Genomic DNA, 26,843 nt, shown 5'->3' with positions numbered 1-26,843 from the left:
ATATTGATACTTCTACTAAAAAAGTGTATCTGGAGAATTATACGGATTTTAAGTCCTGTTATCCTGGAAAAAGTTAAGCAGAGAGTATTTTACTTTCTCAGGTTCCACGTTTATGAACTCCTCTCTTTCCTCGGGTGGGAATACCTCAAAAACAGAGAACTTACCAAACTTCCTGGGAGCATCTGTCAGGAAACGCCCGTCCAGCAATATTCTTACACCATAGTCAGCGGGCGAGCGCACGACCCTTCCCATAGCCTGCCGGATTTTGCGTATGGTAGGTATCTGCACCGCATAATCCCATCCTGCACCATAGCTGAACATGTGGTCGTATGCCGATTCAACAGCATTCATCCGGTCATTCAGGGCCGGATATCCCACGCCTACGACTATGACGGTCCTCCCCCTGCCATCACGATAGTCTATACCTTCACTGAGCGTGCCCCACAAATATGACACCAGCACAGCTTTTCCATTCTGCTCACCAATTTTAAAGAATTCCTCCCTTACTTCCTGGGATGAGACACCCACCTCATCAAGGAAAACGGGTATATCGAGCTGCTCGTTCAGTTTGCCATAGTAACGTTTGGCCTCAAAGTAGCTCTGGAAGAAGATGATGATGTTGCCTGGAGTGTTCTCCACCGCATCAAAAATAGTTTCCTCAATTGCCTGGGAAGTGTGCGGATCATCCCTGTTCTTTGCAAAAAGAGGCGGAACAGATACCGCAATTGTCAGGCGCCTTTCCAGAGGAAAAGATGTGCTGTAGGCTATTTCACAGGTATCCCTGCGGATGCCGAAGGTTGACTTCACCATATCAAAGGGACGCAATGTCGCAGACATGAGTATAGCCGAGAACACCGACTCAAAGAGCGGCTCGGTAACGTTCTTGGGAATGCATGTAAAAAGCTCCACACGGCCGTATATATCATCATTCATATCCCTTTTTACATTGAGTATGGGATAGTAGCTGAGATTGTTCGCGAGCACAAGGTATGAGGAAAGGAAATCCGCGGTGTAGCGTATATGGGATTTTTTCAGGACCTTGCTGAGACCTTTCTTGTACTGGTCTTTATAGTTCTCATCAAGCATGGAACCAAAAGCACTTGCTTCCGAGAGATTGATCTGTATATCGGGCTCATCTCCGAATCCCGCCTCTTTTGCAAGCTTGAGGAACTTACCGCTTATCATGTCGTTGCGCTCATAGGGATCGCTTATGCGTATATCATACCAGTTCCTTCCAACCCGCTCCCGCTCCCCGAACTTGAAACGTGAGGTGTAAGTGTCCCTTATCACATTGAGCAGTATCTTGAAAAGGTTGTGAGCACCACCATCAGGCATCTGGTCAAGATTGGCCTCGATCTCCGAAATGGCCTTGTCGATCGTATGCTCCGTGATGGTTATCGATGAGTGTGATCTTGCAGCAGACTCGATATTATGGGCTTCGTCAAAGATAACGATAATATCCTGTGGCTCCTTTTCCAGCCAGTTCAGGACCGTGGAGAAGATATCTGCATTCAATACATGGTGATAGTTGCAGATCACAAAGTCAGCATGCTTTAGCTCGCGCTTGAGCAGCTCGTACCCGCACATTCCTTTCTGGAAAGCGTAGTCGTTCACCTCTTCCGGTGTGCGCACATCCGCAAAGAGCCACTGCCTGAAGGATTCACTGTCTGAACGCAGGACTTCGTACAGATGGTTGCAGGACCTGTCCCTCATGTCTTTCATCTTTTCCTCTGCAACGTCCAGCTCTTTTGCAAGGGCATCACGCAGGGCTACCAGCGAGAGATCCTTTGAACGCTTGTAGTTCTCACTCGCAGATTTCATCTCTTGCTTTTTCAAGGCTATCTCGCGCTCTGTTTCAAGCAACTCAAAAGTGTTGTCTCTTTTCAGGGCACACTCATCGTAGTCCACACCATTTGGACACATGCTGGTCTTGCCCTTGACCACAGCCACTTTGACCTCGTTTGATTGTTTTATCTCGCGGGCCTCATTAATGAATTGTACCATCTGCTGATGTACATTAGTTGCAATTATCACGGTCTTCTGGAGTTGTCTGCCCACATGCAGTGATGGTGCAAGCGCACTGAGGGTCTTGCCAGTACCGCAGGCTCCCTCGAACAGGATGATCTCCTTGTTCATCAATGAGGTATGTATCTTATCCATCGCGTCCTGCTGATTAGGGTAGCAGGTGCCCTTGGGGAAATATTTCATATAACCGCGTTTCTCGCTCATTGAACACTCCTATGACCTCACATTACTTAAACGGTTTTGATAATAATGTCACTTTGCAGGAGTGACTTTGTGCTTTGCCTCAGCGATGATCTTGTTAGTGTCCCGGTCAAACACTTTTATAGTGATGACACTATCTTCTTTGAGGCCATAATTGTCGGAAGTACTGCTCATGCCTTTGATATTTACAAGTACGGAAGATGCCGCATTTCCACCTATGCTGTCCTTGCCGTTCAGAAGAAGTCGTTCCCCCGCAGACCAAACGCCGTCAGACAGGTCCGGATTCCGTGAAGCATATTGTGAAGCTTTCCCACCGTATTCAAGATTTTCATATCTGATGAATAACTCCCCCTTGGGTATTGTGTTATGAGGCCACGCACCTATAGTACTGGCACCTTCGCCAGTAATTATGATATATGTAGAGTTTGTGTGCAAAGGGCTCCCGCTAGTATGTTGAAAAACAATAAGGTTTTTCTCATACCCTATACCATTGGGATACCCTATATATGGCACCCCGCCCACCACGCTCTCGACTTCTATCACTGCCATCGGGGCAGGCTGCAGTGAAGACGAATAGTCTTTCCCATAAACCGAAGAAACGGTGATACCTGCAAGTAAAAGTGTGAGTAGTATCAGTAATACGATACCGATTACCGGAGAGATGGCAGTATTATTTGTACTTATATCGGAGGGTCCAAGAGTTGCAGGCAATGTTTTTTTCATAGTGAGACGTTTAAATGCAACTATATGAATTTTGCTTAATGAATTTATTATAATTTTACCTTAATTCAATGATAAATATGCTTTAAACAACAAATATTTAAAAGAAATAGCATAGGGAGAATCAAAAGCAAAGGTACATTATCCTCCGAACGCGTGCCTTTTTTAGATGAGCAACGATAACTTTTTATTTCATTTCTGTTATGATAGAGTGTAGATTTGTACTAATATAGTGAAGACTAGTATACAATTGCAGATCGAATGTAAAAGGAGAAAACTAAAATGGTAGCAATAATAATTGTCGATGAGTGTGTAGGTTGCGGAACATGCGTTGATGAATGTCCTTCAGAAGCGATAAGCATGAATGGTGACAACATTGCAGTCGTAGTTGCAGACGAATGTCTGGATTGCGGTGCATGTGTTGACGTGTGCCCGACAGACGCAATCAAAATGGAATAAGCACACTGCTTATTCCGGGATTTCCTATTTTTAAACTTTTAAACTTTTTATCATTCCCCGAGGAAAGGTTATGCCAGAAACGATCAGAGCAGGTATCCTGGGTGCTACCGGCGCGGTAGGACAGAGATTTGTACAGGCATTGGAGAACCACCCATGGTTCGAGATCACATGTCTTGCAGCATCAGAGAAGAGTGCAGGCAAGAAGTATGCTAAAGCAGCCAACTGGAGGCTTGAAAGCAAAATGCCTGATATAGTAACAGACATGGAGATCGTGCCAGTTGATCCAAAAAAAGTTGATGCTGACGTTGTATTCTCAGCAATGCCTTCAAGCTTTGCCAAAACAGTTGAAGCAGAGTTTGCAAAAGAAGGCTTTGTGGTAGCAAGCAATGCATCTGCTTACAGGATGGAAAAAGATATTCCCCTGGTAGTACCAGAGGTCAATGCTGACCATCTCGGGCTGATAGACGTACAGCAGGACAACCGCGGATGGGACGGATACATTGTGACAAATCCTAACTGTTCGACCATTATCATGGTGCCTACCCTCAAGCCTCTTATGCAATTTGGACTTGAATCAGTTCAGGTTGCCACTATGCAGGCCGTATCCGGCGCAGGTTATGACGGCGTTGCTTCTATGGCAATAATGGACAACATAATCCCATACATCGGTGGCGAAGAAGAAAAGATGGAAACCGAGCCACTGAAACTTCTGGGAGAGTTTGACGGGTCTGAAATTATCCCTGCGGACATCATGATCAGTGCATCATGCAACAGAGTCCCTGTTATGGACGGCCATACAGAAGCCATCTGGGCGAAGATGACAGACAACCCGACCCCTGAACAGGTCAGGCAGGTATTTCTTGATTTCAATCCAAAACTGGGAGATCTCCCGACAGAACCAAAGCAGGTCCTCATCGTCAGAGACGAGCTGGACAGGCCACAACCCCGCCTTGACAGGAATATGGGCAAGGGCATGAGCATCACAGTTGGCAGGATAAGAGAGGGTATCCGCTACACAGCAATGGGACACAACACCGTTCGCGGAGCTGCAGGTGCAAGTGTGCTTAATGCTGAACTCCTACACAAGATGGGAAAACTCTAAGGTGATATATTGAAAAAAGGCAGTACATTCAGAGTGATAGCTATCTTGTTGCTTCTTATCGCATGTACTGCCACTTTTGCAAATGCCTCGATGTTCGAACTCGAGATAGTACCTATCTCAAAGCTCATTGAGAAACCTTCGGTATATGACAGTACCACGGCCTACCGTAAAATAAGTGTCGTAGGCAACCTTTCTGAGATCAGCAAATATTCCGCAGTTCTTGCAGATGGCGATATAGTTTTGAAGACCGATGTTACAAAGATTGGACTTTTCAACGGTTTTGAACAGGGAGAGCAGATTATGCTCACCGGCGAATTCAAGCATAATCCAATCGGAGATGATATCATGTACCCTAACTACGTGCTGCGCTATCCGGTACAGGACGTGGGACAGGTCAATATAAGTGACATAAACGGGAATCCGGCCTCGTATAACGGCAAATATGTCACTGTCACAGGGAACCTTACAAGTATAGAGCTGTCAGTGGGACGCTATACGGCCATCGTTGCTGAAACAGGGACAAATGAACACATCCGGATATTCTATTACGGGGCAACTGACCTTAAACCGGGAGAGGACATAAAGATACATGGCCTTTACAACGGCGGTATCCTCCATAGCGAAAGCATGGCAAAGAACCTCTCACCCTTATCAATAACATCCCTTGTTCCTGGTTTTTCATTCATGGCAGCTCTTGCTGCCCTTGGAGCGGTGGCGATACTTTTAAGCCAAAGAAAGCGTTAACGACTAAAGATTATCATGCTGGTCGTATTATCTGTTGGTGGATCCATTCTAGCAAAGGATCTGAAGCCGGAAAGTTTTCGGGCGTATGCTGTTGCACTTAAAGAACTTGCAAAGGAAAACACCATAATAGTTGTAACAGGCGGCGGAACTGCTGCACGTGATTATATCGATGCGGCGCGCAGCGTCGGGTGTAATGAAGTAGAATGTGATTATATCGGTATCGACATAACCCGTCTGAATGCAAAGCTACTCATATCGGCATTGGGAAATGAAGCCTATCCTCAGCCACCACATGACTATGTGGAAGCCAGGGAAGCTCTGTCCTCAGGGAAGATAGTTGTTATGGGAGGTGTCATCCCCGGGCAGACAACTGATGCGGTTGCAGCCATACTGGCAGAATACCTAAGGGCTGACCTGTTCGTTATCGCAACAGCCGTTGACGGCGTATACACCGCAGATCCAAAGCAATATACGGATGCAAGAAAGTATGAAGTAATGTCACCAAAGGAACTTGTCAACATCGTCATGACCATCGAAATGAAAGCCGGGTCCAAGTCACCTGTCGACCCTCTTGCAGCAAAGATCATTGAGCGCTGTAACATAGAAACCATAGTGATGGATGGCAGCGACGCCCAGGACGTACTGCAGGCAATCATCCAGGAAAGTATAATGACCGAACCTCTGAAAGGAGCCCACTTGGGCACCCGCATCAGAGGATGAACATTGTCATAAAAATGTAATTTCAGTTATAAGCCACAAGATATTCCGGTTTCTCGTAATCCGGCTTTTCAGTCTTGTGGATGACTTCTTTCAATTTTTCCCTGGAATCTTTCAGTGTCCGGATAGTCCTCTCGAAGGTATCTATCTGTAACTTTGCCTTCTGTACTTTTTCATTTTCCTGTGTTAGCTTTTCCAGCAGTGCTTTACGCTGCTCTTCAGGTATGTTCGCGCTATCGACCTGCTGCTGGTAATGCTGAGAGATTTTCACATATTTTCGGAACATCTCGTTCATCGTATCCAGGTCCTTTTCAAGGTCTTCAATTGATCTTACCATTACATGCACCTCAATAAGCAAATTATCAGCAGGGAATCAACGCACCAGATTAGAGCAGGACTCAAATCCTTTCCCCCCGTAGCTGATATATCAATGTCAGTTATAACTTAAAGTGATGTTACTTGTATTTAAAAATATCTATACATTAGTATATAATGGTTATAATGATGATGAGGTATTAATTGAAAACGAGCGCTAACTGTAGAGTTTGCGGTAAACAACATAGAAAAATAGAAGAAAAAATAGATTGCACCCTTTCGGATGCAAGTAAGGAAGTTATTTGCCCAGTACTATCCTTGCGATATCGCTGCCGACATCGGAAGTGGTGGAAGAACCGCCCATATCATAGGTCCTTACCTTGGCATCAAGGATGTTGGTCTCAATGGCAGAAACGATAGAATCTGCAGCTTCTTTTTCACCGAGTTGCTCCATCATCATGGCACCTGCCCAGATAGTGGCTATAGGGTTAACCTTGTTCTGGCCCTTGTACTTGGGTGCCGAACCATGGATAGGCTCGAACATGCTGGTACCGTTGGGGTTGATGTTACCTCCCGGAGCCAGTCCGAGTCCGCCCTGGACCATTGCACCAAGATCAGTGATGATGTCACCGAACATATTAGGTGTTACGACCACGTCAAACCACTCAGGATTCTTCACAAACCACATGGTCATAGCATCCACATAATTGAAATCAGTGGTCACTCCGGGATGCTTAGCTGAGACAGCCTCAAATTCCTTCCTCCAGAAGCCATAGATGTCAGAGAGCACGTTTGCTTTGTCAACAGAGGATACATGTTTCCCCCTCTTTTCAGACAGGTCGAATGCATACTCGATGACCCTTTGGGTACCTTCCTTTGAGATCATGCCTATCTGGTAGGCTATTTCCTCACTGTCGGTCTCAATGTCAAGACCAAACTTGGCTGAGTAAAGGCTCCTGGAGACTTCCAACAGATCCTTACTGGTTCCACGGCTGGCTTTTCCACCTATGCCGATATAGAAGTCCTCTGTATTTTCCCTGACAACTACAAAGTCAATATCTTTGGGCGTCTTGTCCTTGATAGGTGTCCAGACTCCCTCAAGCAACTTGATCGGGCGCAGGTTCACGTATTCATCGAAATAGAACCTGGCAGCTAGCAGTATACCCTTCTCAAGGACACCGGGTGCCACCCTTGGGTCACCTATGGAACCCAGGTAGATCACAGGGTTCTTATTGAGTTCTGCAAGCGTATCCTCGGAGATAAGCTCACCTGTTTTCAGGTAGTGGTCAGCCCCATGTGGATACTCGGTCCACTCTACATCAAAGCCAAACTTCTCTCCTGCCGCATCGATAACTTTGCAGCCCTCAGCAATGATCTCTGGCCCGATACCGTCACCGGGTATTACCGGGATCTTATATTGTGTCATGTTATTCTCCTTAATCGTTATAATGGAATCAGATGGTTTTCCTGGTATATTCTATCAGGCCGCCGGCGTCCATGATACCCCTTACGAAGTCAGGAAGCGGAGTTGCCTGATATTTTTCATTCCTTGTTACATTGGTGATAACACCTGTTGCAAAGTCCACATCCAGCTCGTCACCATCCAATATCCTGTCGGTGTCAGGACATTCGAGAAGTGCTACACCGATATTGATGGAGTTCCTGAAGAAGATACGTGCAAAGGATTTGGCTATCACGCAAGATATCTTAGTACCCTTCAGGGCTATAGGTGCGTGTTCCCTTGAGGAGCCACAACCAAAGTTATTCCCTGCGACGATAATATCGCCTTCTTTTACCTGCTTTGCAAATTCCGGCCTCACGCCTTCAAAGGCATGGGCTGCAAGTTCTTTTGGGGTATTGAGGATAAGATACCTACCGGGAATAACAGCATCCGTATCTATATCATCTCCGAATTTCCAGACTCTTCCTTTCATTTTAACACCGGATTGAAACTTAGATTATCATAGTCAACGTTGAGAGCATATAATACATACTATCATACTAAATGGTAATGGTTAAAAAGAACTTTTGTATAAATATTACAGGCAGATACAAGAGAGACTTAATAAAGCCTTAATATTAGTACCCATTACTTATTATCAATGGTGAACAAAAAAGACCTGATAATACTCTCTATCCTACAGAATGGTGCCAGGATACCTATCTCTGAGATAGCCAAGAAGGTCGGTCTTAGTGAGAATGGTGTCAGGTACAGGCTGGAAAAACTGGAGGAAGAAGGATACATAAAGAACTATGTCGTCCTGCTCAATCCCAGAAAGTTCGGGAAAAAGACTTTTGCCATCTTCAACCTTGAACTGGAGAACAAACAGATAAAGACCAGCATCAGGAAACTGGCCGAGATCGAAGACCTGATAAAGATATATCAGACAACAGGGCAATACTCAATAAAAGCTTTCGGGCTTTTCGATGATGAAGAAGACCTTACTGATTTCATTAACGACAGGCTCCTGCAGGAGATACCTATCCAGAACTACAGTGTCGAGATAATCACCAAAAGTATCAAGGACGGCATATATAGTGTCTGATCAGAGCTTCTTGTGCCAGACGTTCATGCTTTCAAACCCGCCCGAGATGTTCGTATTGTTTACAAGGGTTCCTGCATACCTGTAGGAGTTACTCGAGAACACTATATTCATCCCGTAAGAACGAGCTCTTGCGATGGTATAAGCTACACGCATATCACGCCTGAGCATCTCCCGTTCCATCTCGTTAAGGAGAAAGTGCGAGTAACCCCTGCCCCGATATGAAGGCAGCGTCGCAAAATCCGTCATCTCCACAGTCATGTTCTCAGTATCCATCTCACAGGATGACAGTGCAACTATCCTGCCTTCAGTCCTGATACAGAAGTACACAAAGCCTTCTGTCATAGTCTGTAAAAGATACTCCGGGTCGAACACCGGAAATGGATAAGTGGGGAACACTTCCGTGAAAACACCGGCCATCTCCACCACATCAGCAGGGGTACAGATATCGCAACTGGCATTCATCGGAAGTCTGACCTCTTTTTCTTCATCCTGTCTCCCCAGCGCAATATTCAGGACCTTGCAATTCTCCTCAGAGCTTTCATCATACATACGGTATTGAGAAAGATACCTGCACATGAAGCTTGCATCCTCTGAACCGCCGAAAAAGCCTGGTATATGTGCTTCCTCCACATATCCTCCTGAGAGGAAATCATCCTTCAGGGAGGAAGGGATTTTGCAGAATATCTTCGAATAGCTGTTTTCAGATGCCAGAGACTCCACAGCTTCAAGTACCGGATGTATAGGGTCAGAATCCGAAGAGGACAGGCTCATCAGGTACACCCTGTCATTATGCCTGCCGTGCTGGACTACCGAATCACCCAGACGTATTATAGCATCAGTCAATGGACCTTCTCTCCACCCGTATCGTATTTCCAGGGATCAGGCTCTGCGTTTTCTCACTATCTGAAAGAAGCTCTGCGATTCCTACTGATCGGTATTCAGGTGCATCATCAAGTTTTAATTGGAGCTTACACTCCTCACAATCGCGGTCACAATATACAGGCCTGTATTCTTTAGGCTCCTTATAGGATGTGATCACCCCTTCGTAGTTACGGAGGATTACTTTATGGGTGGACCTGGATATCATATAGGAAGGAAGTATAGGTATCTTACCTCCTCCTTCAGGCGCATCGATCACGTACCTGGGAACTGCAAAACCACTTGTATGGCCGATAAGGTTTTCCATGATCTCAATGCCTTTCCCGACAGATGTCCTGAAATGTGTCAGGCCTTCGGAAAGGTCGCACTGGTACAGGTAATATGGACGCACACGATTTGCCACAAGCTTGTGGAAAAGTCGCTTCAATATCCTATAGCAATCGTTGACCCCACTGAGAAGTACGGTCTGGTTCCCCAGAGGTATACCAGCATCTGCCAGTTTTCTCAAGGCTTCCTTGGAAGAGGATGTGATCTCACGGGGATGGTTGAAATGAGTATTCACCCATATAGGATGATGCTTGCTCAGCATACTCACAAGTTCATCGGTTATGCGGTAAGGTAGTACTACAGGAGTTCTTGTACCTATCCTTATAACCTCTACATGAGATATTGAGCGCAATTCCGTGAGTATCCAGTCAAGATAGTCATCCGGAAGCATGAACGGATCCCCGCCGGACAGAAGCACATCCCTTATGTAGGGATTGCTTGCAATGTAATCGATTCCCTGCTGCACAATATACTTGTCAGGAATATGATCAATATCTCCTACCTTTCTTTTGCGAGTGCAATGCCGGCAGTACATAGCGCATACGTTGCTCACATGGAAAAGCACCCTGTCAGGATACCTGTGCGTTATTCCTGGTGCAGGACTATCCTTGTCCTCGGAAAGGGGATCGTGCATGTCATCCTCTGAAACTATCAGTTCCTTTGGTGAGGGAAATGCCTGCATGAATATGGGATCGTTATTTATGTCTTCAACTTCGATAAGTGAAAGATAGTAAGGTGTTATGGACAAGGGGAATTTTTCAAGCGTGGACTTGAGTGCTTCTTTCTCTTCAGGTTCAAACTCGATATTAAGCAGTTTTTCAAAGGTGGCTATATCTCTGACACAATGCTTGACCTGCCATTTCCAGTCTTTCCAGTTAGAAATGACGACGTCAGGATTAATTTTCTCTGCAATGTCTTGCTGTCTTTTAAGATGTGTTTTCATCGGATCACTATCCGTTGTTTAAAAGTTTAATTTATAAATGCCCAAGTTCTGAAAACTTGGATTAGAACACGATATGCTATGATATGCTGTATTACAATACTGGAGTTAATAGATTAGTAACTTTTAGAGCAATGGTTGTTCAGCAGATGGGTTATCCATCTGATATGATAATCTTCGTTTCAGTCCTTATATAATTAATTTTAAGAATCCGAGGAAAAAAGATGCTTTTTCTGCTGAAAAGGATGAAGCAATCATCCGATGTCCACAAGCTGCTCACTGCCACCGTGCCAGCTTAAGCGGGGCCTCATCCGTATAATATGAGCTGTCTCGGTGGTATCATCCACCACAAGGGCAGTTCCCCTTTCATTTCCCATTTTTCGAAGTGATTCGCCGAAATCCTCTCTCATATAAGTAGGCCTGGCTGATTCAAGAGCAATGATATCCTCCCTGGATGTAAGCCTGTGGCAGATCACAATATCAGACTGGGACATCACATCCGGATGAAGAGAAGAGGGGCGCTGTGTTGCCATGACCAGTGACAAGCCAGGCTGGCGGCCCTGCCTCAACCATTCGTTTATGAGGATATCTGAAGCCAGCGTGCTTCCCTCGCGGGGCACGAATTGCTGGGCTTCATCGATGAACATCCATACCATAGGAATTCCTTTCCCAACGGTCCTGTCACCCATAAGCATCCTCTCATATGAACGCCTTGCTTCCAGTCTTTTATGGTAAATATCCTTTGCAATAAAACCAACAATAGCCGATCGTACATCACGGTTCCGGATAGTGCTTACGTCGATAACCGCAAGAGATCCCCCTTTTACAAGATCGGATGTATCCCATCCCTCTGCCGCAAATACACCCCATGACATGGCAGTCCTGAAATAATTGTTCGCGGCAGTCCTGGAAACCACATCAGAACGCTCATCTTCCATCAATGCATCCATCACGTCCTCAAATGAAAAAGAAGATGACCTTTCTCTCAGGAACTCCAGAACCCTCACGATCAGGACACCGGCAGAAGATATCGGGTCAATGCCAAACAGCTGGCACCACTCGTAACCATCCATGTGGGAGAGAGGAATAGCAACAGGCTTTACATTTATGCCTCTCTGAACATAGCTTTCTTGACTGTTTTGCGGGACAAATACATTTGTATGAAAACCCGCAGGTTCGAGTCCCCAATCCTGCAGGGACCGAAGTTGCATGTCGTTCCCTTTTGCGAAAGTCCAGAATATTCCCATAGTGTCAATAACAACAGGTGCTATGTCCATTCTTGCAACTTCCGGCAACATAAGCAGTTCCTCAATAATGATAGACATCGTGTAGGACTTACCATATCCTCTCTTGCCGCTGACCAGGATAGCATGAGGCCTGCGAACATCCAGCTTCACATGGGAGCCTGCTGACCTGTCGCGCGCAAGGTACCTTCCAAGATACAGCATGGCACCCTCCTGTGAGCCGTCCCCGCCAAGAACATACTGCTTTTTTGATACTCCTGCGTTAAAATCTGCTGAGTAGTAATCCATGGATAACAAGGGAACAACATCATCTATAATAATTTTTCTTTTTGGTTAAAGAAAGATGCCCCATAATATATACATTTTACAGCTGGTTCAATGATATTCATGGATAATCACCAGGAAAGAAAAAAGAGAGCTACAGACACGGAGCAATAGAAAACCAAACAGGAACACATATATAGGGAAGTGAACATTTACGGCCAGAGGAAGACCTGCATTCAATCATCCATTCTTTTACAGTAGTCCTTTTTAAACGGACATATCACAACCCCAATACCCAACCAACCCATGCAGGATTCCTCTTTCTTACCTTTTTCTAGCAGGTTTACAAATTGCCGTATTCTTCTTCAAGAGCCATGATGCCTCTTGCTGCAAGCACCCCCGTAGCTGCAGAATTTATCAGGTCTCTGGAAAGGCCTGCACCATCGCCTGCTGCGAACAGGTTCCCTATACTGGTCTGCATGTGGCTGTCCACCTTCAATTTTATAGAATAGAACTTGACCTCGGGCGCGTACAGGAGGGTCGAGTCAGAGTTTACTCCGGGAATTATATTATTAAGGACTTCCAGACCTTCAATTATATCCATTACTATCCTGTGAGGCATTGCCATGGAAATATCACCAGGAGTTACATCCTTTAGAGTATTGATCACTGTGTTCTTTCTTATGTGCTGTTCTGTTGAGCGCCTGCCTCTGCGCAGGTCACCCATTCTCTGGAGGACAGGTTTTCCGCCTCCGATGGTAGTTGCCAGTTTTGCTACGGACCGTGCATACTTAATTGTGTTTTCCATAGGCTCGGTCAGTTCCACGTGCACGAGGAAAGCAAAATTAGTGTTCTCCGACTCTTTAGTATGCATCGAATGACCGTTTGTAGCAACGAATCCTTCGTATTCTTCCTTTACAACAAAACCATGTTCGTTCGTGCAGAATGTCCTGATGAAATCGTCATAGCGCCTTGTACTAATATGGAACTTGGGGTCATGATTGATCCTGGTCACTGGGTCCATTATAATGGACGGAACCTCTATACGGACCCCGATATCTACCCCGCTGAAAGAGTAAACTATGGAGTACCTGTTCACAAGTTGATTCACCCAGTCACATCCCACTCTGCCTGGCGCAAGCAGCGTGTACCGAGAGCCCAGCTTCAGGCCGTCTTCAAGCAGTACACCATGGCAGATACCATTGTCTACGATAACATCAATGACTTCTGTGTTAAGAAGGAAAGTTATTCCTTTTGATTCAAGATCCGTCTTGAGCTCAGATATCAGGGCGACAGAATTATCGGAGCCTATATGACGTTGCCTTATGTCAATGAATTTTGCACCTGCCGACGCAGCCTTCCTTTTAAGGGATTCGATCTCCCCGGCAGGAGGAGAAGATACATTGTTCGGTGCACCATACCTGAGGAATATCCTGTCAACATGATCCACCAGGCGCCAGGCAGAATCCTGGTCACCTGTGAGCTCAGAGAGAGTGCCCCCGATGTCCGGATGCAGATTGAGGGTCCCATCAGAATAAGCACCGGAACCCCCAACCCCACGCAATATAGAACATGGTTGGCAGTGCTTGCAGTTGACAACATCGCTCAGCGGGCAATCCCGTTCGCTGATATCCCTGCCCGATTCAACTATAAGAGTATTAAGACCTGAAGATGCAAGTTCATGCGCCGCAAAGAGACCCGCAGGTCCCGCACCTACGATCACAACATCATAGTCAGTATCTGAAGAAGTCAAAACATATCACACCCAGGATGCGCCATCTTTCAGGCGTATCCATGGATATGTTGGTGTCCTTATGATAAAATCTTGTCCAGTTGGTTCACGGACTTTGCGTACTTTATCTCCTGGGCTATCCTCTTACCGGTGGACAGGCCAGGCTCGATAAGATCAGAGTAAGGAGAACCATTGAGATAAAGATTGGTACCTGCAACGATCCTGGCAGATATTTCGAATACCTTGATCTCAAGGTTGTCAGTGACCACGGTCTCAAGACAGAAAGGACCGATCATGCCTCCAAAGAGACTCAGGGACTCTTCGACAACCTTTTCCCCCAGCTCGAATATGAGCGGTAGCAGAGATTCCCTGGCCACAAGAGGTACGTTACCTGTAACAACGTATGTCGGATGTATGCCTGCCTCCTCAAGTTCCCGGGGAGAACCCAGCCTGAATATCTCATCTGCATTGGACTCGACCCTGCGGTCCATGCTCAGCATCTCCAGTATGCCCTCACTAAGGCGATAGCCTTCCTGACGCAATGGAGAATAGAAATAGTGGAAATAGTACCTTGTGCCGGTTATGAATTCCTGGATCGTGAATTTCTCATCAGGTTTGAGATGCTCAGTGAACTCTTCGTAGTTCTTTGCGATGAAGAAGCCCTTACCACCCTTTGCTCCATGGTATTTGACCATGACAGGACCGTTGATATCCCTGGGATCCACCTTTCTTGGCATGTGGATACCTGCACCCTCAAGCCATACCCTCTCTTTCTCCCTGTCAGATTCCCATTCCAGCACAGCCCTGTTACCAAAAGAGGGCACTGCCAGATCTACGAAATTCTCATGACCCAGATATTCAACAAAAGATCCGTGGGGGATTATAATGGCGTTCTTTGCAACAAGCTGGTCGACAATAGACGGGATGTCCTTGTAACTATCAACTATAATGAACTCATCCGGTTTTGACCTGGGGAATGCGTCATAGAATCGGGGAGGCTTTTTAACACATATTCCTATGGTCCTGAAACCTTCCTTCCTTGCCCCGTCAAAGATCTGAAGGCTTGAGTGGGAACACACCGTTGCAATGCTAAGGTTGTCAAGGTCATAGTTCCCAATAATCTCCATTATACGTTCTTTAGTAATCATAATATAGCCCCGAAATTTACCCCATATTGTCCTATTCATTCTTTAACTTTACGAGTTATCCTCAAATAAGACTTCAAATCAGTTTGAAGTTAAAGTAAACGATATAATTACCTAAGAATATAGTATCCATAATGCAAGAAAACGAAGAAATCTCAAGTTCAGAAAAAGTTCTGATCTTGCCTCTTAATGAGGGGTCAAAAAAGATCACCCAAATCCTTTCTAATGACAGGGCCATGAAGGTCCTGGAGATCCTCACTGACAAACCGATGTCCGCAACGGATGTGGCTGAAAAACTATCAATGCCCCTTACCACTGTCAAGTACAATCTGGATGCACTGGTAGAAGTCGACCTTATCAAGGTCAAGCAGACAAAATGGAGTAAGAAGGGCAGGGAGATCAAGATATATGAACCTGTCCAGAAGTTCATAGTCGTGGCACCGGGGAGTATTCAGAAAGATAAGTCCTCAGTACTCAGCATGCTCAAGAAATACCTTGGACTTGTAGCAGGAGCCGCATTTGCAGCCACGGGCCTGGAAGCGCTTGCCAGGAGCAGAGGGTTTGGTATCGGAGCAGCTCCGTCGGGCATCGCTGCAGACACAGTTTACAGTAACACCGAATATGTTCCCAGGATGGACATTCATGAGAATGCTTCACAGGAAGTCCCCACATACGAGCCTTCCATAAGAGACGGGGCAATCCCTGTGGAAGATGAAGTTACGGGCATGGGAGTTCCAGAGGAGGATTTTAGTGGTACCGAGTCCATGGAGACAGCAACAGAGAAGGCAGTATATGATCCGGACACTGGGATTTCCGATAATTCCACATTTGATGGCTATATGCCAGAAGATATGGAATCCGGACTCGTTTCCTCGGTTCCGCCCGAGGGTTTTGATATCGATAGCCTGACAGGCTCACCGGTCATGGACAATTCCCAACTTGTAACAGACAACATGTCCATTGTATCCGAGCCTGCTTCAAGCCTGATACCATACGATCTCCTGTCCCATGTAAGCATATGGTTCCTGTTTGGCTGTCTGTTCATCATCATCCTGCTTTTCGTGAGAGAACTGTATTATAGAAAAAAGAATATATGATTCCCTGTGAACTGGCATGAGAGTAGCACTTAAGATCGCATACGTTGGCACGGGATTTCACGGGTCACAGATACAGCCGAATGTTGCAACCATTGAAGGGGAGATCTTCAGGGCACTCACGGAACTGGAGATTATCCAGGACCCCAGGTCAGCCAATTTTACAAGTGCGGGAAGGACAGATGCAGGCGTGCATGCACGTGAGCTGGTTGTCGCTTTTGATACAGATAAGATCCATCTTGCAATTCCAAGAGTTATCAATTCGAAACTGCCCACAGCTATATGGGCCTGGGCACATGCCGAAATACCTGAAGATTTCGATCCAAGAAGAGCAGCTATCGCAAGAAAGTACAGGTATATTATGAGCGGAGAGCAGTATGATATTTCAAGGATCAGGTCGGCCTCCAGAATACTGGCGGGCACTCATGATTTTTCTAATTTCTGCACCAAGGAAGGAGAGAAAAGTACCGTACGCACCATAGAGAAGGTCGATGTGAGGGTTAGCGGAACATTGACAAAGATCGATATCCAGGCAAACAGCTTCCTCTGGAATATGGTACGTAAGATCGTGACAGCTCTTACCATGGTTGGAAGTGGCGCCAGGGATGAGGCATGGCTGCAACAGATGCTTGAGCCAGAGATATATGAGGAAGGACTGGAATCCGCACCAGCATACGGGCTCACTCTTATGGAGATAACTTACCCGCAGCCCATAGAATGGTGCGAGGACGCCTACTCAATCCGTAAAGCCAACGAGAATTTTCATGAATACATGATACGCCACCGTGTCATGGCAGAAGTCATGGACCATCTGGTGCCAAAAGATCAGGGACCACACTGAATGGAACATCAGGTCACTATAAAGGATGCTGTTATCTGCTACGATGTCATCCGAAGGAAAATCAAAAACCCCAGGCTGGAGTTCAGAAAAGGCAGGTTGAAGCTGATAGTCCCGAAGGATCATTCAGGACACGAGACGATTATCCACCGTCATCGGAGATGGATATATAACCGCCATTCCCGGCTGCAGGAGACGTTTGCCGGAGCGGAGGAGATACAACTTGCTGACCGGTCGGAGGAGATTTTAAGGCTGCTTGTCGAAAACATGGTAACGGGCATATCAAAAGAACTTGGAGTTGCACCACAGGCTGTGCGTTACAGGAAAATGAGAACAAAATGGGGAAGCTGCAGCTCAAAAGGCAACCTTAACTTCAATACGCATATCCGATACCTGCCCGAAGAACTGATAGAATACATCGTGTTCCATGAGATGGTGCATCTCATTGAACTCAACCACAGTCCTGCATTTCACAGCCACATTAAAGCTCGTTTCAGCGACCACAAGGCTTACGACAGGAAACTTTCATCATACTGGCTGCTGATACAGGACCAAGTCAACAGCGTCAGTCCTTGCGCAGCACAGTGAAGGTTCTTGTAAGGCTCTTGTGAACCCGCTGGGTGAATACGTCCACAACCGAAAAGCCGGCCTTTGTAGCGTACTCAAGTACCGGGATCTCCGAAACTGCCACTGCAAGCTTACCTTTTTTCAGCACCCTGTACATCTCAGAGAAAGAATCAGAATACAGGTGATGAAGAGATTCAGCTCTTATGGCTGCCGAGCGTCCGTAAGGAGGATCGGTTGCTATCGCATCCACACTGCAGTCCTTCAGGGGAACCCGGCAGGCATCCCCGACAAGGAGGGAGTGATCTGCACCAAACATTTCAAGGTTCATCCTGGCTCCATGGGAAATCATCTGTCTCACCTCAAGTCCTATGACATGGACAGAAAGCATTCCTGCTTCTACAAGTATGCCGGCAGTGCCGCTAAAAGGGTCAAGGAGCGCTTCTCCTGGCTTCACTTCACTGATATTCACAAGGGCCCTTGCAACCCTGGGCATCAGTACACCGGGATAGAAGAAGGGTTTTTTATGGGGGGCCCTGTGCTCATAGGCACTCCTGTCAACTGACGCGACGACTGATCCAAAGACAGCCCTGTCGGTCATTATCAGCCGGAACTTGATATCGGGAGAACTAAGGTTTGCCTGATAGCCTTTACGGAAAATGACACCACCTATCCTGCCTTCGATATCTTCCCTTTTCACACCTTCCCCATAATGCTTTATTCTCTTTGAACGCACTACATAGGTGCTGCCGTATGCGATGTGTTCAGAGAGGTCACAGTCCTCAGCCAGCGATATGATGTCTTCAGCCTTAACATCACATATGCCTGCTACCCTGACAATATGATGGGACATGGCAAGCCTTTCTGCCACAGCTTTAAGTCTCATATCTATGTCAGGTGCATATCCATCGATATCAACCACGAGACACTGGTCCAGGCGGGCATGTTCCCTGAAGCTAAACCCTGCCAGCCTGAGACAGGAAAGGATCTCTTTTCGGGGAAGTTCATCGTGCTCCCCTGACAATTCAAAAGCATACAGCATGTACCGCAATAGAAGCAGGAAGTACTATTAAAGCGTTTCAATCATAAACTGGTCAGAACATCAGTTCAAGAGCTTCTTTTCCTGTCATCCCCACCTTGACACCGAGACTGATGGCTGAAGGGGTTGCGCCCACTACAGGTGCTTTCAGCATGTCTTCGAATGTTTTAACGCCTTTTACCTTGACAGCCACATCTCCCAGTGTTGTTGCAGCTTCCAGGTCAAGATAACCGCACATCACAAATCCCCGGTCCGCATTGATCAGGATCAGTGGGGCTTTCTGTAGTTGGTAGCTGAGACCAATAGCTGTCCCATTTTCAAGTTCTATTTTCTCAATTAGCATGCGTAATCACACCCTACAGATTGAAAAATGTGTAAATTAAAGTTTTGAGTTTCTCCTGAGCCTTTCAAGGAGTTTGTCTGTGGAACCCGGGAATACCTTATCCAGCGGGGAGGAGGGTTTCAGGGACTGAACATCCTGGAGATCAGTTCTTAAGGATATTGATTCCAGTGTTTGCGGGTTAGATGTTACTGTTTTATTCATGCTGAAAACTATCACAGACTCTCCCGTGAAATCAAAGTATCCTTCTACGTATGGAACAAGGCCCTGCACGCCGGTGGTGGCATTATCGACCCCGTGCACAGAGGTTATCTCAGTTCTTTCAGGCATACTGATAAACACATAAGTACCCGGCTCTCCCTGGAACCATATTCTGCCGCCCTGCTCCGGAAGAGGATCCCTGAAAGCGTAGCAGACCATGTAAATGTTGCTGACCTCACCTTTTTTAGACACAGGTCCAATGAGTTCTGAGGATATAGCGCACTCCACTCCGGAAAGGGAAATACTTGCAGAGGAGTCATTTATCTTTACATCCATTTTCCGGCTGACTGACGTGTGCAGGTTCCGCCTGCTAAAAGTGTCCATTTTGAGGAGTTCCCAGGCAGCAATGAAACCGTCCTTGTTACCCATTTCTGAATCGATGACCGATCTCATAATAACAGAACTCTCGCCTGAGTATTGCTCGGCATATTCCCACGTCATGCTTCCCATGCCCACTGTTATGTTATTCTCCCAGGAATAAGCGGCATCTACAGGGATGGAGGTGACTGTTGCAACAGATAGCATAAATAGGAAAAGGAAGACGTTATTCGGCTTCAGGGTAACGCTGCCTCCTTGTCACTTTGTTGTTACATGGCACCCGTCATCTGTTACGATGAGGGTGTGTTCAGTCTGGGAGACCATTCCTCCGGCCACTTCCTTGAGCACCGGGAATGAGTGGACTATGCCTGCCTTCTCAAGCTGGAGCAGGGAATAATCGAGCTTATCACCCTGGAGCCACCTTCTTGCAAAAGGCAGGGTCCTGTATGGCTCAAGATCCTTCAGCAATTGCCTTGCAGCAGGCAGTCTCACCGGCTTGCTGCGTATCACCTGGAAGATCTCAGTGAGGCTCCCATCAGTAACCTTTCCTGCACCATCGGTGGCGAAGGGTTCGATAGCTATGGCATCACCGGTGTGCAGTAAGGAGCCACCGCCAATCCTGCGATTGGGGACACTCGGGGAAGCATGAGGGATGTACTGGGCCAGGCCATGCCCTGTGAGATTACCTATAGGTTTGAAGCCATGTGATGTTATGGCATCCTCTATAGCTGCACCGATCTCTGAGGTGGTCACACCGTTCTTCACAGTGTCAATAGCAGCATGAAGGGCAGCTTCCGAGGCTTTTACAAGGTCACCATATCCCCCGGTGAGGTCTACTGTTATAGCTGAGTCTGCGATATAGCCATCAACATGGACACCAAGATCAAGTTTTACCACATCCGCTCCGAAAACGGTTTCATCACCCGGCAGAGGGGTCGCGTGAGCGGCCTCATCATTGCGCGAAAGGTTACATGGAAAAGCCGAACCGTCGGCTCCCAGTTCTACTGTCCGCTTCTCGACGAAATCAGCCACTTCCAGCATGCTGGTGCCAACCTTTATCCTGTCCTTTGCCTCACTTCTTACCTGCGAGAGTATCCTGCCAGCTTTAAAATATTTCTCCAAAATCTCATCTGTCATAAGGGGTACTTCTTTCATGTGCTATCTCCTGTCCTTAAATAAAATAAAGTTTTTGCGGATCACACCACAAACCGCTTTTCCATCTCTGTCAGGTTCTCATGTCCGTCAGCTGTTACAAGGATAAGATCCTCCAGACGAATGCCACCCACATCGGGATAGTACAGCCCCGGCTCGATGGTGATAACATTTCCCTCCTCAAGGACCACATCACGCTCGCCTACGGGAGGAGCCTCATGTATCTCAAGACCTACGCCATGGCCGGTAGAATGAATGAAACCCACTGATGATCCGCTTTTGTAGGTTGCATAGCCTTTCTCTTCGAATATCTCGCATACCCTGCTGTGTATATCGCTGCATCTGACACCCGGCTTTACCATTGCTATGGCAGTTTCCTGCGCCAAAAGAACAGCTTCATACATGTCTGCAAGCCTTTGGGTAGCTTCACCTTTAATCACTGTGCGGGACATATCCGCATAATATCTGTCACGTTTATTGCGGGGGAAGATATCAATGATTATGGGTTCATCTGCCATGATCAGGCCTGAACCTTCCCAGTGCGGACTGGCAGAACCTTTGCCGCATGCAACTATTGTGCCTTCGGCCTCGCAACCATGCTCAATGAGTGTGGTATCGATAACAGCGCGTACTTTCTCAGCCGTCAGGTCGTAGCCGTGGTAATTAAGGTGTCCGTTAACAACCTCTGATTTGTGTATCATTTCTGCCGCAGCTTTCATGGCAAGATTGCAGGCATCCTGCGCCTTCCTGATCTTCCCTATCTCAGCTTCACTCTTTTTGGCACGCAACTGCTGGAAGGGACTTTTTATAGCCTCAAAAGAAAACCCATCTTCCTTGAGTACCTGGGCTATATGATAGGGAAAATCCCTGGGAACGGCTATCCTGCGCGCGCCCAACTCCTGGAGCATCTGGGCCAGGCAGTCGCAATAGGCCACTGCAGGATCCCCTCTTTCCTTAGCCTTGACACGATAATCATAGTCCTGCAGGGTACGCACCCGGGAGACCCGGGATTCCAGCTCGGCCCGCTTGCGTTCCATATCAGGTACCAGGATTGTTTCGGAGGCGTCCTTTGTCTGCACGTAGGCAAATTGATCTGAAGAAAATAAATGAGTGGAATAAAATATGTCAGGGTTATTCGAATTCCCTACAATCAGAAAGGCATCGGACTTATGAGCCCTGAGAGCCTCGCTGATATCAAGCAAATTCTGTTCGGTTTTCATATTGACTATCTTGTACCTGCTAGTACAAAATTGTTGTTAAGGTTCATATGTGGGAAAGTCCCTCATGTATCCTGCCAGGTGACAGTATACTTTACTGCTCTTGCGGCCCTACCCTGATACTACTTCTGTGCGCAATGTTTTCCTGTGCATCCTCGATGAGCATCTCAATCTCATACAAGGAAGAGCTTTGCCGGGTAATCTCGACAACTACCGGCTCATCAACTGAAATATTCTCGTATGATTCACGGTCGGATACTGTCAGAATATTTCCGTCAGCCTTGATGTTGTAAGTAACATAATAATCACCAGCTGCATCGACAGTACGCGGGACATAGCTGAACACAAGCCTGTCATCGTAAGCATTCACCTCAGCCACGAACCTGTCACTATTCTGGTGCTTTTCATCCACACTGATAACCTGCATGCATCCTCCCGCGCCGTAGGAATAGTTGCCTGCAGCAGTTATTGCCACCAGGATCAGAAAAGAGATTCCAAGAACTTTTAATATATCGCCCACCGGATGCCTCCTGTTTTTAACTGATAGTGTAACTTAGGATTCATGTAGTTTGTGTAAGATTTGGATTGGCTTTGGTTTAATTCCAATTGTCCTTTATGATGTGTAATCCTCTTGTAAAATGCAGTCATTATTAGGTTATGGGAACTCAGGCGGGGATTATTCCCGCAGGGAGCAGAGATGAAAGACAGAGATGAATTTGACAGGGATATCAGAGCATGCATAGGGATGTTCGAGAATCCGGACGAAAAGACAAAAGATATCTGCAGGAGCTTTATAGACAATGTTTACATGGTCCGGGAAAAGTACAATGAAGGCGAGATAGAAGACGTGGAGGATTACAAAGAAAGGGTAATTGGCCTTTACCAGGCCATGTTCATTCTCGGCGCCGATCATTCTATCCTGGATGAGATAATGGAGCGTGTTTATCCGCAATGAACAGGAAGATCAACGCACCGTATCCGGAAACCGCACCTGGACTTCACTAACCGGAGTTGAATCCTGCAGGTACCACTCGAAAAACTCCCTTCCCCACCGGACAGTACCGGAAAAGGATGAAAAGAGTTGCACCCCATCGTAATCACCTGATGTTGTTAGAAGGCGGAAGATGGACGCATGGTCATTCATAGAGAATGTTATGAAGTTCATAGGTCGGTCATACACATAGAACTTCGTCCGGGCTGATTTTATCAGATGCCGGAGACCTTCAGGGTTTTCTTTTGTGACTTTGCGGAAAAGATCATCAGAGAGTATTACAGAGACTTCCACCCCCTTGTCTGCAAGCCCGGAGTATATCTCAATGAAATTGGGGTGCAGGAAAGTCGTGATCGTGAAAAGAGACTTTGAGGAATAGGTATTCTCCATGAACTCTCTGTTGAGTTCCATCATGTCAGTTATTGTGGGTTTTACGAATTTGCACTCTCCCAGTTCATACAACCTTTCCAACAAATGCGGAGGAATAAAATCCATGCGATGGCTTCCCCAGTAACTGAGGTCACTTTCCAGCGTTGCCACAGTACTTATCAGAGGCGCCATTTCACTGACCACCAGTTTACCGAGTGTTGTCAGTTCACACATATTACCTTCCTTGGTGATAAGGTGGGAATCCTGCAGAACATTTAGCTGTGGAAGTAGTGCCGTTCTTGTCGTATCCAGGTATTCCATGAGATACTCGATATCTTTTGGCCCCTCTTGTAATAACAAGAGCACAATCTTACGCTTTTCAGACATGAATATGGATTCAAGTAAAGTTCTTCTCAATAAATACCTCCGATCATAGAGAAAAGATAACTCTCCTGCGATTGTAATATGACCAGATGAGTATTTGCATTAAGGTATAAAAAAGAAATGATTAAGATAAGTCAAATTAGATATGATACCAGATACAATTAGGAGTATTACTAAACTGTATCTTCAATCTTATCCAGCATATTTAGCAGACTTGTCATTTTATCAACAAGTAGTTCCCCTATAATAGTCAATTTATACACCTCATCATCACTCTTGATTATGAGATGATATTCCTGTAACTCTGCCAGACAGGAAAGTAATTCTTTTTCTGGCGTATTAAAATATGCAAAGAATTGTTCCGGTGTTTTTGGTCCCTCCTTCAGAAATAATAGCGAATTCATTGTCATTTCCGATTCAAACAGCACTTTAGTTAATGATCTTTGTTTCACATTACCACGCTCTGAACCAGTCATACATCAATAAATCATAAAATTCCCTGTAAATGTTGCCACCACTGAAGAAACACATAAGGAACAATAATACTTAACATAATCTTGTGTTAATTTCTAATCATACCGCGCATATCTAAAAACAATTGAAATTATAATGATAACCATATTTCTAACGTGGTGTTAGTCTATAAATTGTAGCCACAAATGAATACAAATAATGCCCTCATCTACTCTATAGATATAATCTCAAAGCTTTATAGATCATAGTAATTGACAGCATTGATTATATGAAAAAACGAAAAACTGGTTGAATAAAGATAATGACTAATATTAAGAATTATTATATACTATAACGACTTCTATATCATAGATTATATATTAAATGCAATTTGAGATAAGATGAGGCGCCTGGAAACCACCACGCTTTAAGGCGCCTCTCTCCTAACGAATCCGAGATATTCCCCAATATCTCTTCAATTCCACTCCCGGTTTACGGTTCATTCCCCACGACCCGCAATACATAGTAAGTCATGTTCTTATTTAACCTAACCTCTGTTTAATCTAAACAAGAATACTAAGTTTTGCTTGCAAGAATTCTTTTAATGCCGCTATAATTTCAGCTTCCTCATTAATTAATACTAATTTTATACCCTTTCGAAATGATCAGCTTTCTAGATTAACTAAGACTTAATCCGTCTGCCAAACTGCACACTTGGCAGGATTTGATTTGTAGCTGTATCAGCGATATTTTTCGGAGAACAAAAATATTCTGTTATGTGAATAATGGAAAGGTTTCACCGAATCTTTACAACACTTATAATTCATGATACATATTTTTAAATTAATTATAGAGATTAAGATTTAATTCATTTTAAATAACAGTAACTTTTAATTCAAAACATCGACATCTAAAATTACAACCACTCGACAGGATATATGCCAGCATGAAAAAAGCATTGCTTGATGTTCTATTTGCCTCAGAGAAGAGAAAAAGCGTACTCTTGACCCTACAGAATGATTCCGCGAGGGCAGAGGCTATCCTCAAGTCTCTTAACACAACAAGACAAGCCTTGCTTCCTCAGATAAGGATACTCGAAGATCACCATCTTATTTCCCGTCATGAAGATACCTACAAATTGACAACTCTCGGGAAACTGATAGTTAATAAGATGGCGCCCCTTATAGATACACTGGAAGTCCTGGAAATGGATATTGATTACTGGGGTACCCATAACCTCGACTTCATCCCAGCATCTCTTCTGAAAAAAATGAACGGACTTGGGAAATGCGACATAATAAACCCGGCAATTACAGACATACACGAATTTGATAATGATTTTTATGAACGCTCCAAAGTATCAAGTTCTGTATTTAGAGTGAGTACATATTTTCATCCCATGTATTCTACTCTGTATCCCATACTGATGGAGCACAATGTTGAAATTTATCTAATCATTTCCCAAGAGGTGCTTGACAGGTTACGGGATAAGCCGGATCCTGATTTTGCAAAGCTTCTTGAGAATGATCTATTCAAATTATACGTATATCCTAAAAAAGTGAACCTGTTGACTTTTGCATATAACGATTACTACTTTTTCATGCATCTGTTCAAGGATAATGGAGAGATAGACCAAAAATACATATTGTGTTCCAAACCATCTGCACTTGAATGGGGGAAAGAGCTCTTTGAATATTATCTGAAAGATTCAGTGCCTATTAATGAAATCTAAAAGATTGTTTTTGCCATGAATCTCCGATCAGCCAGAGTTGAGAAAACAGCGAGTGCCCTGGGTACATATTTAAAAAACCATCAAAGCAATTATTCACAATAAATACATCATTTACACCTACAACAATCACAAGATACCGGGACATGTCAAATTTTAAAAAAGATACAATTTTTCCACAATTTACATTAAAAGCCAGATGAAATATAAAAACAATCCCGGAAGAGCCGGGATTGAAGATTTAGCGCCCGAACCGGGATTCGAACCCGGGTCGAAGCCTCGACAGGGCTTCATGATAGGCCTCTACACTATTCGGACACGCGGAGGTTATCGCTTTTGAGCACCCCTAAAAGGAACTCTTAGCATATAAACCTTTTTCTGGTTTTGGAAGTCCCGCCTCCCAGACTCGAACCGGGGACATCGCGGTGCCTGCGCGGTATGTGTGAACAAGTCACATGAACCATACTACAGCCGCGCACTCTACCACTGAGTTAAGGCGGGTCTTGCAAACCATGAATCGTCACGGCATTGCTGTGCGATGTAACACTCCAATACGCACAATAATACTTATCTCTTTCGCCGCAAAATCCACTGGATCCTGGAAAGGTATAGCAACAGGACAATATTAAGCGTTGATTAAAAACAATAGCAACAAAGACAACAGCAAGATGAGACAAATACAAATACAAATACAAAAAATAAGCATTTTTAGGGAACCTCTGCCAGTCTGAGGC

28 protein-coding genes and 2 tRNA genes are annotated in these 26,843 nt (G+C 45.4%); 10 read left to right on the top strand and 20 right to left on the bottom strand.

Going from position 1 to position 26,843, the window contains the following annotated elements:
• Positions 1–48: 48 nt before the first annotated feature.
• A complete protein-coding gene (locus QZZ22_RS04000; RefSeq protein ID WP_292462939.1) occupies positions 49–2,229 on the bottom strand; it encodes an ATP-dependent DNA helicase in 2,181 nt (726 codons plus the stop codon).
• Between the two features lie 48 nt (positions 2,230–2,277).
• Entirely contained in the window at positions 2,278–2,949 is a 672-nt protein-coding gene (locus tag QZZ22_RS03995; protein WP_292462938.1) for a type IV pilin, read from the bottom strand.
• Between the two features lie 279 nt (positions 2,950–3,228).
• Between QZZ22_RS03995 and QZZ22_RS03990 the strand changes: the two genes are divergently transcribed.
• The 4 genes from QZZ22_RS03990 to pyrH all read left to right on the top strand — a co-directional run bounded on the left by QZZ22_RS03990 (position 3,229) and on the right by pyrH (position 5,971).
• A complete protein-coding gene (locus tag QZZ22_RS03990; RefSeq protein ID WP_015053842.1) occupies positions 3,229–3,405 on the top strand; it encodes a 4Fe-4S binding protein in 177 nt (58 codons plus the stop codon).
• Positions 3,406–3,475: 70 nt separating this feature from the next.
• Positions 3,476–4,507, top strand: a complete 1,032-nt coding sequence (gene asd / locus QZZ22_RS03985; RefSeq protein ID WP_292462937.1) for an aspartate-semialdehyde dehydrogenase — start codon at positions 3,476–3,478, stop codon at positions 4,505–4,507.
• Positions 4,508–4,516: 9 nt separating this feature from the next.
• Entirely contained in the window at positions 4,517–5,251 is a 735-nt protein-coding gene (locus QZZ22_RS03980; protein WP_292462936.1) for a hypothetical protein, read from the top strand.
• 15 nt (positions 5,252–5,266) lie between these two features.
• Positions 5,267–5,971 (top strand): UMP kinase, encoded by a 705-nt coding sequence (pyrH, locus tag QZZ22_RS03975; RefSeq protein WP_292462935.1) that lies wholly within the window; start codon positions 5,267–5,269, stop codon positions 5,969–5,971.
• A 22-nt stretch (positions 5,972–5,993) separates the two neighbouring features.
• Here pyrH and QZZ22_RS03970 read toward each other — a convergent pair whose 3' ends face one another.
• The 3 genes from QZZ22_RS03970 to QZZ22_RS03960 form a co-directional block, all read right to left on the bottom strand.
• Positions 5,994–6,305, bottom strand: a complete 312-nt coding sequence (locus QZZ22_RS03970) for a hypothetical protein (protein WP_292462933.1) — start codon at positions 6,303–6,305, stop codon at positions 5,994–5,996.
• 276 nt (positions 6,306–6,581) lie between these two features.
• Positions 6,582–7,709, bottom strand: coding sequence for an isocitrate/isopropylmalate dehydrogenase family protein (locus QZZ22_RS03965; protein ID WP_292462931.1), 1,128 nt, complete (start codon positions 7,707–7,709; stop codon positions 6,582–6,584).
• Between the two features lie 28 nt (positions 7,710–7,737).
• On the bottom strand, positions 7,738–8,217 hold the full coding sequence (locus QZZ22_RS03960) for a 3-isopropylmalate dehydratase small subunit (RefSeq protein WP_292462930.1): 480 nt from the start codon (positions 8,215–8,217) through the stop codon (positions 7,738–7,740).
• A gap of 168 nt (positions 8,218–8,385) precedes the next feature.
• On the opposite strand from QZZ22_RS03960, the gene QZZ22_RS03955 reads away from it, so the two are divergent.
• Positions 8,386–8,829 carry an Lrp/AsnC family transcriptional regulator gene (locus QZZ22_RS03955; RefSeq protein ID WP_292462929.1) on the top strand — a complete coding sequence of 148 codons (444 nt, stop codon included), beginning with the start codon at positions 8,386–8,388 and terminating at the stop codon, positions 8,827–8,829.
• On the opposite strand, the gene ablB is transcribed toward QZZ22_RS03955, so the two are convergent.
• From ablB to QZZ22_RS03930, 5 genes are all read right to left on the bottom strand, one after another.
• Complete coding sequence (gene ablB / locus QZZ22_RS03950) at positions 8,830–9,672, bottom strand: putative beta-lysine N-acetyltransferase (protein ID WP_292462927.1); 843 nt, start codon at positions 9,670–9,672, stop codon at positions 8,830–8,832. It abuts the gene before it with no gap.
• On the bottom strand, positions 9,665–10,978 hold the full coding sequence (gene ablA, locus QZZ22_RS03945) for a lysine 2,3-aminomutase (protein ID WP_292462925.1): 1,314 nt from the start codon (positions 10,976–10,978) through the stop codon (positions 9,665–9,667). Before ablA ends, ablB begins: the two co-directional genes overlap by 8 nt.
• Before the next feature lie 251 nt (positions 10,979–11,229).
• A complete protein-coding gene (locus tag QZZ22_RS03940) occupies positions 11,230–12,507 on the bottom strand; it encodes a DUF87 domain-containing protein (RefSeq protein ID WP_292462923.1) in 1,278 nt (425 codons plus the stop codon).
• A 319-nt stretch (positions 12,508–12,826) separates the two neighbouring features.
• Positions 12,827–14,236: an NAD(P)/FAD-dependent oxidoreductase gene (locus QZZ22_RS03935; protein WP_292462921.1), complete on the bottom strand. Its 1,410-nt coding sequence runs from the start codon at positions 14,234–14,236 to the stop codon at positions 12,827–12,829.
• 59 nt (positions 14,237–14,295) lie between these two features.
• Positions 14,296–15,363: a formate--phosphoribosylaminoimidazolecarboxamide ligase gene (locus QZZ22_RS03930; RefSeq protein ID WP_292462919.1), complete on the bottom strand. Its 1,068-nt coding sequence runs from the start codon at positions 15,361–15,363 to the stop codon at positions 14,296–14,298.
• Positions 15,364–15,494: 131 nt separating this feature from the next.
• On the opposite strand from QZZ22_RS03930, the gene QZZ22_RS03925 reads away from it, so the two are divergent.
• The 3 genes from QZZ22_RS03925 to QZZ22_RS03915 are packed head-to-tail and all read left to right on the top strand — an operon-like array spanning position 15,495 to position 17,880.
• Positions 15,495–16,457, top strand: a complete 963-nt coding sequence (locus tag QZZ22_RS03925; protein WP_292462918.1) for a helix-turn-helix domain-containing protein — start codon at positions 15,495–15,497, stop codon at positions 16,455–16,457.
• 16 nt (positions 16,458–16,473) lie between these two features.
• Positions 16,474–17,295, top strand: a complete 822-nt coding sequence (gene truA, locus QZZ22_RS03920; RefSeq protein WP_292462916.1) for a tRNA pseudouridine(38-40) synthase TruA — start codon at positions 16,474–16,476, stop codon at positions 17,293–17,295.
• Complete coding sequence (locus QZZ22_RS03915; protein ID WP_292462914.1) at positions 17,296–17,880, top strand: M48 family metallopeptidase; 585 nt, start codon at positions 17,296–17,298, stop codon at positions 17,878–17,880. It begins immediately after the preceding gene.
• Here QZZ22_RS03915 and QZZ22_RS03910 read toward each other — a convergent pair.
• The 6 genes from QZZ22_RS03910 to QZZ22_RS03885 all read right to left on the bottom strand — a co-directional run bounded on the left by QZZ22_RS03910 (position 17,858) and on the right by QZZ22_RS03885 (position 22,703).
• On the bottom strand, positions 17,858–18,898 hold the full coding sequence (locus QZZ22_RS03910) for a TRM11 family methyltransferase (protein ID WP_292462912.1): 1,041 nt from the start codon (positions 18,896–18,898) through the stop codon (positions 17,858–17,860). The two genes, QZZ22_RS03915 and QZZ22_RS03910, sit on opposite strands and share 23 nt — an antisense overlap.
• 52 nt (positions 18,899–18,950) lie before the next feature.
• Positions 18,951–19,238: a DUF1805 domain-containing protein gene (locus tag QZZ22_RS03905; RefSeq protein WP_292462910.1), complete on the bottom strand. Its 288-nt coding sequence runs from the start codon at positions 19,236–19,238 to the stop codon at positions 18,951–18,953.
• A gap of 36 nt (positions 19,239–19,274) precedes the next feature.
• Positions 19,275–20,021, bottom strand: coding sequence for a hypothetical protein (locus QZZ22_RS03900; protein WP_292462908.1), 747 nt, complete (start codon positions 20,019–20,021; stop codon positions 19,275–19,277).
• 51 nt (positions 20,022–20,072) lie between these two features.
• Positions 20,073–20,969: a type II methionyl aminopeptidase gene (gene map / locus QZZ22_RS03895; protein WP_292462906.1), complete on the bottom strand. Its 897-nt coding sequence runs from the start codon at positions 20,967–20,969 to the stop codon at positions 20,073–20,075.
• Between the two features lie 41 nt (positions 20,970–21,010).
• Positions 21,011–22,186 (bottom strand): Xaa-Pro peptidase family protein, encoded by a 1,176-nt coding sequence (locus tag QZZ22_RS03890; RefSeq protein ID WP_292462904.1) that lies wholly within the window; start codon positions 22,184–22,186, stop codon positions 21,011–21,013.
• A 91-nt stretch (positions 22,187–22,277) separates the two neighbouring features.
• Positions 22,278–22,703 (bottom strand): hypothetical protein, encoded by a 426-nt coding sequence (locus QZZ22_RS03885; protein ID WP_292462902.1) that lies wholly within the window; start codon positions 22,701–22,703, stop codon positions 22,278–22,280.
• A 177-nt stretch (positions 22,704–22,880) separates the two neighbouring features.
• Here QZZ22_RS03885 and QZZ22_RS03880 point away from each other — a divergent pair, with 177 nt between their 5' ends.
• Positions 22,881–23,138, top strand: coding sequence for a hypothetical protein (locus QZZ22_RS03880; protein ID WP_292462901.1), 258 nt, complete (start codon positions 22,881–22,883; stop codon positions 23,136–23,138).
• Between the two features lie 9 nt (positions 23,139–23,147).
• Here the strand turns inward: QZZ22_RS03880 and QZZ22_RS03875 are convergent, their stop codons facing one another.
• Complete coding sequence (locus QZZ22_RS03875) at positions 23,148–23,960, bottom strand: winged helix-turn-helix domain-containing protein (protein WP_292462899.1); 813 nt, start codon at positions 23,958–23,960, stop codon at positions 23,148–23,150.
• A gap of 140 nt (positions 23,961–24,100) precedes the next feature.
• Positions 24,101–24,403 carry a hypothetical protein gene (locus tag QZZ22_RS03870; RefSeq protein WP_292462897.1) on the bottom strand — a complete coding sequence of 101 codons (303 nt, stop codon included), beginning with the start codon at positions 24,401–24,403 and terminating at the stop codon, positions 24,101–24,103.
• Positions 24,404–25,326: 923 nt separating this feature from the next.
• On the opposite strand from QZZ22_RS03870, the gene QZZ22_RS03865 reads away from it, so the two are divergent.
• The gene (locus tag QZZ22_RS03865; protein ID WP_292462896.1) at positions 25,327–26,112 is read left to right on the top strand and encodes a winged helix-turn-helix domain-containing protein; all 786 of its coding nucleotides are present in this window, start codon (positions 25,327–25,329) and stop codon (positions 26,110–26,112) included.
• 242 nt (positions 26,113–26,354) lie between these two features.
• On the opposite strand, the gene QZZ22_RS03860 is transcribed toward QZZ22_RS03865, so the two are convergent.
• Both QZZ22_RS03860 and QZZ22_RS03855 read right to left on the bottom strand, forming a co-directional pair.
• Positions 26,355–26,427 (bottom strand) — tRNA-Asp (locus QZZ22_RS03860).
• A 73-nt stretch (positions 26,428–26,500) separates the two neighbouring features.
• Positions 26,501–26,610, bottom strand: a tRNA-Tyr gene (locus QZZ22_RS03855).
• Positions 26,611–26,843 lie beyond the last annotated feature (233 nt).

Origin of the sequence: Methanolobus sp. (genome assembly GCF_016278365.1) — an archaeon.
Taxonomy (GTDB): Archaea; Halobacteriota; Methanosarcinia; order Methanosarcinales; family Methanosarcinaceae; genus Methanolobus.
The sequence above is the reverse complement of the archived record's forward strand: the minus strand, read 5'-3'. Positions and strand labels throughout refer to the sequence as shown.